General features: G+C 61.2%; 9 protein-coding genes and 2 pseudogenes. 6 read left to right on the top strand and 5 right to left on the bottom strand.

Annotated elements, in window-relative coordinates; all coding sequences use genetic code 11:
• Together CFR71_RS14925 and CFR71_RS14920 are read left to right on the top strand one after the other, a co-directional pair.
• Positions 1-253 (top strand): annotated as a pseudogene (locus tag CFR71_RS14925) (hypothetical protein); the annotation flags it as partial.
• Between the two features lie 70 nt (positions 254-323).
• Positions 324-614 carry a hypothetical protein gene (locus CFR71_RS14920; protein WP_110532109.1) on the top strand — a complete coding sequence of 97 codons (291 nt, stop codon included), beginning with the start codon at positions 324-326 and terminating at the stop codon, positions 612-614.
• A 351-nt stretch (positions 615-965) separates the two neighbouring features.
• On the opposite strand, the gene CFR71_RS14915 is transcribed toward CFR71_RS14920, so the two are convergent.
• The 5 genes from CFR71_RS14915 to CFR71_RS14895 all read right to left on the bottom strand — a co-directional run bounded on the left by CFR71_RS14915 (position 966) and on the right by CFR71_RS14895 (position 4,222).
• A complete protein-coding gene (locus CFR71_RS14915) occupies positions 966-1,373 on the bottom strand; it encodes a hypothetical protein (protein WP_110532107.1) in 408 nt (135 codons plus the stop codon).
• 13 nt (positions 1,374-1,386) lie between these two features.
• A complete protein-coding gene (locus tag CFR71_RS14910; RefSeq protein WP_110532105.1) occupies positions 1,387-2,199 on the bottom strand; it encodes a hypothetical protein in 813 nt (270 codons plus the stop codon).
• Positions 2,200-2,309: 110 nt separating this feature from the next.
• On the bottom strand, positions 2,310-2,804 hold the full coding sequence (locus CFR71_RS14905) for a hypothetical protein (RefSeq protein ID WP_110532102.1): 495 nt from the start codon (positions 2,802-2,804) through the stop codon (positions 2,310-2,312).
• Positions 2,804-3,634: an FAD-binding oxidoreductase gene (locus CFR71_RS14900; RefSeq protein ID WP_110532100.1), complete on the bottom strand. Its 831-nt coding sequence runs from the start codon at positions 3,632-3,634 to the stop codon at positions 2,804-2,806. The genes CFR71_RS14905 and CFR71_RS14900 overlap by 1 nt, the downstream gene beginning before the upstream one ends.
• Positions 3,635-3,637: 3 nt before the next feature.
• The gene (locus CFR71_RS14895; protein WP_239020444.1) at positions 3,638-4,222 is read right to left on the bottom strand and encodes a hypothetical protein; all 585 of its coding nucleotides are present in this window, start codon (positions 4,220-4,222) and stop codon (positions 3,638-3,640) included.
• Positions 4,223-4,510: 288 nt separating this feature from the next.
• Between CFR71_RS14895 and CFR71_RS14890 the strand changes: the two genes are divergently transcribed.
• The 4 genes and pseudogenes from CFR71_RS14890 to CFR71_RS14870 all read left to right on the top strand — a co-directional run.
• A complete protein-coding gene (locus CFR71_RS14890; RefSeq protein WP_010518281.1) occupies positions 4,511-4,801 on the top strand; it encodes a nucleotidyltransferase family protein in 291 nt (96 codons plus the stop codon).
• A 35-nt stretch (positions 4,802-4,836) separates the two neighbouring features.
• Positions 4,837-5,154: a HepT-like ribonuclease domain-containing protein gene (locus tag CFR71_RS14885; RefSeq protein ID WP_019086859.1), complete on the top strand. Its 318-nt coding sequence runs from the start codon at positions 4,837-4,839 to the stop codon at positions 5,152-5,154.
• 249 nt (positions 5,155-5,403) lie between these two features.
• Positions 5,404-6,618 carry an IS256 family transposase gene (locus CFR71_RS14880; RefSeq protein ID WP_110532098.1) on the top strand — a complete coding sequence of 405 codons (1,215 nt, stop codon included), beginning with the start codon at positions 5,404-5,406 and terminating at the stop codon, positions 6,616-6,618.
• A 289-nt stretch (positions 6,619-6,907) separates the two neighbouring features.
• Positions 6,908-7,065, top strand: a pseudogene (locus CFR71_RS14870) (IS630 family transposase); the annotation flags it as partial.

Here is a 7,065-nt window from a genome sequence, read left to right as displayed (position 1 = left end):
GTCCTCACAGTTCAACGAGTATCGCGAAGAGGACCGGATGGGCGTCGACGGGCTGGAAAACAGGGCGGCCAACGCCCGCCGCTTCGCAGCCGAGCAGGGGATCAAGGCCGCCGCCCTGGTCGCGTCCGCCCGCGGGGCCCTTGCCGCCTACGAGGACATGATCGGCACCCCGTGGAAGCCCTACACGGCCAGCAATGCCCGCACCATCGACCAGCGGGCCGCAGCCGCCGAGATGGACGCCCTCGGCTTCTGACCGACCCGGCCGGACCCACAGCGGGTCCGGCCACCCACGGCAAGGCACCTTTCCGCAAGGATCGACCCGCATGAGCGAATATGAATCCATGGCAGACCGCGACGAAGCCCTTGAGCTTTCGCGTGCTGCGCCCCACCACGCATGGGTCCTGACGGACCGGGACGTCTGGCATCGCAATCCTTTTTATCATGGCCCGGAAATGCCGCATCCCGAAGATGACGGCGCCCATGACTTTATTGCCGACCACGGCATCGACGCATGGCGGGAGGCGACCGAGGCCGCAAGGGCCGCAGCCGAAGCGAAAGCGCGCGAGATTGCGGACGCTCCCGACCCCTGGTGGCCCGACGATCCGACGCCTTGAGAGACCACGCCGCAGGAGCCCGGAAACCGGGTTCCTGCTTCTGGTGTCCGGGGTCGCCATCGTGCGGGAAAAAAATGCCCTGATACCAGCATGCCGCCGCGAGGCGCCCGCCTCAAGCCCGCTGCGCGCCGCGCTTCGCGCGGTGAGGACACGCCCCTTTCAGTGAACAGGGCCGCCCGGATCGCAGGGCGCTGCCCCGCGCTCCGCGCAACCCGGTTCACCTCAGGGGCATGCCCTCAGGCTTGACCCGGGCGCCTCGCGGCCCTCCCGGCGGGCAGCGGCCTTCCCTGTTCCGCTCCCATGAAAAACAATGTCGGTCATGCAGCATGCCGGATTGTGGAGATGACAAACCTACTGTGTCGCCCTGCCGAACACGAAGCCAAGCTTGCCGTCATTCATGACGTAGGGCGTGCAGGTCATGCCGGGATGGACCGCGTCGTAGGCTTTTAGCCATCTTGTCGAGACCCAGCCGGGACGCAATGCGAGGGTCATGCTCCGGACGTAGCCGTTCGTAGGCGGTGCGTCCGTGGCGACCGGGAGTACCGCCAGCGCAGGAGCAATGCTCGGAGCACCGTCCCGTGGTTCGCTCTGCAGCGGGATCGGATGCCTGAAATCCATCATGATCCGCTCCGGTGCATCAAGGGCCATGCATCTGTACCCGTCGAGCGCATGGACCGGGGTTCTGTGCAGCGCGAAGGCCGGGTGGCTGATGCTGCAGGTGAGGGCCGCAAGGATCGCGGCCCGGTGGGAAAACCTCATGCTGGACTCCTCGTCAGCCGGTCAGGATCGAACTGGACGCGGCACTGCCCATTTTTGCTGCGACTGCCGCGCGCCATTGGCCGACCGTGGTGGTTGAACTGATATTGTTCCCCGACATCGCCGTGCTCGATATGTAGGACGACATGAGGCTGCTGTCGTCGGCCGTCGCGATTTCAGCACCCGCGCTCGGGCCAAAGTTATAATAGGCCCGGGCATCAAGGGCTGTCGGGTTACTGATGCCGCTGTGCTGCAGACTGGTTGCGGCATCCTTGAGATACTGCGCCGCAGCCACCGCCTGCGTCGCCGGGTCCTGCTGGCCTGCCGTGCCGCTGGTGATGGATGAGGCCAGCGAGGGGTCTGCTGCCAGTGCCTCTCCAAGGGTCTGGCTGTAGGTCCCGTTGCTCATCTGGAACGCGCCGGTGATCGTACTGCCGTTTCCGGCCGTGTAGAGGTTCTGGCAGCCGGATTCCACCACGCAGGTCGCGGCCAGTGCTGACGGATTGACGCCCAGCGCCTCGGCGTTCTGGGCTGCCGCATAGCCCCATGACTGCTGGTATAGGGTCCCGAGCGCATCGCTGTCGGACGTGCCTGCTGTCGTTGTCTGGGTGACGGCGCCGCTTCCGCTGGTGGCCTGGGCTGTGCCTGTCGTGTCCGGGGTCCAGCCACCGAGCCCCGGTTCCTGATAGGTTGCGTTGACATGTGTCGGGAGCCCGCCCGGCACGTTTACTGTCTGTGCGTGCCCGATCGGCGGCGCGACGAGGCCGCACGTTACGAGGACCACGGTCGCTTGCGTCGTGCGGCGGCATGGGAAGGGGAGCCGGATCACCTTGGCCTCCTGTTGCGAGGCGGACAGGATCGGCCAGCATCATGCGACCTGTGTCAGTACTTGGTCCGGCGTTTCTGTTCCGGTCCTGAGCGTGCCCGTTGCAGACATGCTCAGGGCATCCGTCCGAGCGCAAATCCCGCTATCAGGACGATGGAACTGTAGCCCAGGATGCGAAAGGCCGTCTCCAGGTTGTACCGTCTGGTCATGGCCGTGGCCTGGCTCTCGATGGCGCCCCTTAATCCTTTCGTCATATCCGCCGTGATCGTGAGGAGTTTCTTCTCGACCAGTTTTTCGTTGATGGTGCGCAGCGTGTGCACCGCTTCAATGCCGTCCCTGAGGTGGCTGCGGATGGCGATCGTGTCCTGCGCCAGGGTTTCGCGCTGCTGTTCGGCCACCAGCCTGCTCTCGGCAACGGAGCGGATGGAGGCGCGCCTGGCTTCAATGCAGAGGGTGCCGATCTGGTCTATCGCTGCGACCAGTGCCGAAAGCACTTCGACTTCGGGCGCGATCGGACGCTCGACCCATTGGGCGGCGACCCTGCGCAGGTTCTCCATTCGGACCGCGAATTCACGGTCTGCCGCCTCGATGTCGCCCTGGGCTGCCATCAGACATTCTCCATAACCACGTCGGGCAGTCCCTTCGGCATCCGGGGCAGATAGTCCGCTCCGAGGTCGCGCAGGAAGAGGGGCACGTCGCGTTTGAGCCAGCGATTGACCCGTAGCCTGTCGAAGACCGAGCTTTTCGGCTGTCCGGGAACCGGCTTGTTCGCAGCAAAATCCATGAACGACTGCCCACGATCCGCGATTTTCTTCAGCCCGTTGATCGCGGGGAACACACCGTGCGCGGCGCCTCGGTCCAGAGCGTTGAGCACCGCTTCGTTTTCGAGGATCTGGCTTACCGCCTGAGGTGTGTCGATACCGACGGGAAGCAGGCCTTCATTTATGACAATCGCCGTGCGGCGTGGCAGGAAGCCATGCTGCTCCTGAAGGTCCTGCAGATAGTCGATGTCCGCATTCTCCATACCGATCATGAAGATCGTCACAAGCGAGACCCCAAGCTCGTCCAGCGCCGCGACAAGGGGAGATGAGCGGATCAGTTCGTGCATGGCAGTCCATCCTCCCCCGATGTCGAGAATCGCATCATGGCGGGATTCAACCAGCTTCTCGATCTGCCCTTCGAGCCAGGCAGCCTGCCCGGTCGGGGACATGCTGTCCGCTTCCAGAACCTGCGGACCAAGCGACGAAAGCGTATGCGAGCGGTTCATGGAATCCGTGTTCCAGATCTCCGGTCTGCCTCCCTGCTGGGCCGTGATCTCGGCCAGTGATTTGAGGAAGGTCGTCTTTCCCACCCGCTGGCGCCCGATGGCGACGAGCAGGGTTGGGCGTGTCACCAGCTCCGTTGGTTCTGCGGCGTCTGTGATCGTGGCGGATGCCATGCCTTACTCCCGATAAAAACCGGGCTCCTTTCGCTTCAGCCGCGCAAGAAGATCCCGCTTGATGGCCTCGGCCCGGGCGCGACCAATGGGGAAGTTCTTCTCCCCGGTTGTCTCGCTGCCCGAGCTCCCTGGCACTGTCGCGGGCAATGATGCGACCTGTGCGTTTTTTTCGGCGGGCACTATTTGTGCGGGTACAGCTGATGCATCGGGGAGGCGAGAGAGGCTTTTCTGGCCATCATCGACAAGGTCGGGCTTCCAGTCCTGCGGCAGCCGGCTCGGATGGGTGTTGTGGACGGGGGGATCGACTTCTACCGAGGCGGTCTGTTCCTCAGCATATCCTTTTCGAGCGTTCCTGACCTGTACCCAGAGCTTCCTTACCTTCCTGAGGCCGGAGTGGTCTGCGGAGATATCGAGGCCGCTCTCGCGCATCACGGCGATGACGGGCTTCCATGAGCCACCATGCGGTCTGATGGCGGCAACGGCGTCATGATGCTCGGTTAGCCAGAGCAGGACGGAACGGGTCGCTGCCTGAGTGGTCATGGCAATTACGTGTTCGCGTAGGCGCTTTTGGACATCGATATTGGCCACAGTCAGTATCCCTGTTCCCAGCGTTCAGAGGTTATGTGGGGATTTTCGGCTTCATTGCCACTACAGCGCTCCCTTTCCGCTCCCCTGCCGCTCCCTTATCGCTCCTTTCTCGCTCCCCTGTCGCTCCCTCTGATTTAAGGAGCCTCATACACCATTGCACCGTTGGTGCGGGACGTTCCGTAGCGACGATCTGAGGCCGAAAAAAAGATATAAAGTAATCTTTGCGCCCTTGGGGTGAGTATAGCGATCTGATAGAATAAACCGCTTTGTGGAAAGGGAGAGGTGTTCATGCGTCCGTCTGAAGCCGTTGCCCTGCATCGTCACTCCATCATTGGACTGGCCCGGCAATGGAAACTCGATAATCCCCGGGTCTTTGGCTCCGTTGTGCATGGCCTGGATCGGGATGGAAGTGATCTGGACCTGCTGGTTGATGCGCCCGAGGGAATCACCCTTTTTGACCTGGGCGGACTGCAAAGCGATCTCGAAGATCTTCTGGGACTAGCAGTTGATCTCCGGACGCCCGAAGATCTGCCCTTAGCCTTCCGGGATGAGGTTCTGTCTGAAGCGCGTGCCTTGTGAGTCGTCATTTTCGTTTGACTGACTATCTGGGACATATGCACGAGGCAGCGACCGACGCCCGCTCCTTCGTGCAAGGCATGGCGGTCGAAGATTTTCTGAAGGATCGCAGGACCCAGCAGGCCGTTGTCATGAGCCTGCTTATCCTTGGGGAAGCGACGACCAAAGTTATGGCTGCCTACCCGGATGACGTAGCGCGTTATCCGCATATTCCGTGGAGGCAAATGCGCGGAATGCGGAACCGGATCGCGCACGGCTATTTCGAGATCAATTATGGGATTGTTTGGCGTACGGTAGAAGAGGCTTTGCCTGCCCTGATCGCTCAATTGGAGCATCTCCTGCAGAGATCATCCTGAGGATTTCATTTTGAGGGCAGGATGGTGGGCTATCTGATGAACGGCTTCGGCCGTTACGTCCGGTCCCACTAAGCGGTGTCCTCAGTCCAATATGACCTACCTGTATCATGTCAGGGCGCTGACCCGTAATCGATGCAGCCTGCGTGTCAGTCCGGGGATAAAGCAAATGTGTGACTGCATGCGATCGGAGAGTGTCCGATCTTCTGTGTATAATTGATCTGGTCCATACTTCACCGAAAGGAAGTATGAATGACCATCTCGAACGAACTCCTGGACAAGTTGCTGACGGGCGTGAAGCGTCCTGAAGACCTGCTTGGTGACGCCGGGCTGCTGAAGGAGCTGAAAATTCGGCTCATGGAGCGTATGCTGGGTGCAGAGTTGAGCGCGCATCTGGGCTATGAGGAAGGCAAGGCTGCCCCTCCGGGCCAGTCGAACCGGCGGAATGGCTCCATGACCAAGGTGCTGAAAGGCCAGGACGGCGCCTTTCCAGTGACGGTGCCGCGCGACCGCGACAGCAGTTTCGAGCCGGAGCTTGTAAAGAAGGGCCAGACCCGGATTGATGGGATCGACGACAGGATCATCGGTCTCTATGCCGCCGGCCTGACTGTCCGGGACATCCAGACCCATCTGCTTGATCTTTATGGCCTGAAGGTCTCTCCCGACCTGATCAGCCGCGTCACCGATGCCGTGCTGGACGAGGTCCGAGAGTGGCAGGGCCGGGCGCTGGATCGGATGTATCCCATCGTGATCTTCGATGCTCTTCGGGTAAAAATCCGCGATGCTGACAGCCGGACCGTTAAAAACAAGGCGGTTTACGTCGCCCTCGGTGTCACCCGCGAGGGGGTGCGCGAGGTTCTGGGGCTCTGGATCGCCGAGAATGAAGGCGCCAAATTCTGGCTTTCGGTCATGAACGAGTTGAAGAACCGGGGCATCCAGGACATCCTGATCGCGGTCGTGGACGGGCTGAAAGGCTTTCCCGAGGCCATCACCGCCGCCTTTCCCGAGGCGATGGTTCAGACCTGCATAGTCCATCTGGTGCGCCACAGCCTGAACTTCTGCTCATGGAAGGATCGCAAGGCCGTGGCTGCCGACCTGCGCCGGATCTACGGGGCTGCCACTGCTGACATGGCGGCCGCCGAACTCGATGCGTTCGAGGAGAAATGGGTCGGGAAATACGCGTCAATCGCCCCGGCATGGCGCCGGGCATGGCCAGAAGTGATCCCGTTTTTTGCCTTTGATCCGGCGATCCGCAAGATCATATACACCACGAACGCCATCGAAAGCCTGAACCGGGTCATCCGCAAATCGATCAAGACGCGCGGTTCGTTCCCGACCGACGATGCCGCAACGAAGCTGATCTACCTGGCGATCCGCAGCTTTGAGAAAGACGGGCAGAATGTTCGGGAATGGTTTGCAGCCCGCAACCAGTTCGCCATAATGTTCGGCGAGCGCTTCGCCGCTTGAGTATCTGAAAACCCATGGGCCAGGCCAGATACACAGACTTCAGGACACTCCCTGCGATCGTAATGCGTCCTGGAACCGCAATCGTAAATTCGCGATATTTTCCAATGGTCCTCAATCAAGGATCGATCATAGGAGCGTAGTCGCCAGACCGACCTGGGGCCCCGCTTCGGCAAGACGACGATCCAGGGTACATAATACCAACCATTGTTTGGCCTGACTCACGGGGTACCCATCGGTTTAAAAATGTGATTCACAGGATGCAGACCATTCTCTGAAGGAGGCATTCTGGATGGGCAGCCCTCTATCCCTGCGTGACGATCATGATAGTTCGGAGTTGCGACGCCTTGTGCGCAGAAGCCGGCATGCGGGTCAGTCGCGTCGCCTGTTGGCGCTTGCGGCGATTTATGATGGCGCCTCGCGCGGCGAGGCGGCCCTGCTTGCGGGGAC

Source organism: Novacetimonas pomaceti, from assembly GCF_003207955.1.
In the GTDB taxonomy this organism is placed as follows: Bacteria; Pseudomonadota; Alphaproteobacteria; order Acetobacterales; family Acetobacteraceae; genus Novacetimonas; species Novacetimonas pomaceti.
Note: the sequence above shows the minus strand (reverse complement) of the source record. Positions and strands in the feature narration are given on the sequence as shown.

What these genes read in the sequence shown, in the direction of transcription:
- CFR71_RS14890 (WP_010518281.1), top strand. Translation starts at nt 4,511, where the DNA reads ATGCGTCCGTCTGAAGCCGTTGCCCTGCATCGTCACTCCATCATTGGA.
- CFR71_RS14905 (WP_110532102.1), bottom strand. Translation starts at nt 2,804, where the DNA reads ATGGCAGCCCAGGGCGACATCGAGGCGGCAGACCGTGAATTCGCGGTC.
- CFR71_RS14920 (WP_110532109.1), top strand. Translation starts at nt 324, where the DNA reads ATGAGCGAATATGAATCCATGGCAGACCGCGACGAAGCCCTTGAGCTT.
- CFR71_RS14885 (WP_019086859.1), top strand. Translation starts at nt 4,837, where the DNA reads ATGCACGAGGCAGCGACCGACGCCCGCTCCTTCGTGCAAGGCATGGCG.
- CFR71_RS14900 (WP_110532100.1), bottom strand. Translation starts at nt 3,634, where the DNA reads ATGGCATCCGCCACGATCACAGACGCCGCAGAACCAACGGAGCTGGTG.
- CFR71_RS14915 (WP_110532107.1), bottom strand. Translation starts at nt 1,373, where the DNA reads ATGAGGTTTTCCCACCGGGCCGCGATCCTTGCGGCCCTCACCTGCAGC.
- CFR71_RS14880 (WP_110532098.1), top strand. Translation starts at nt 5,404, where the DNA reads ATGACCATCTCGAACGAACTCCTGGACAAGTTGCTGACGGGCGTGAAG.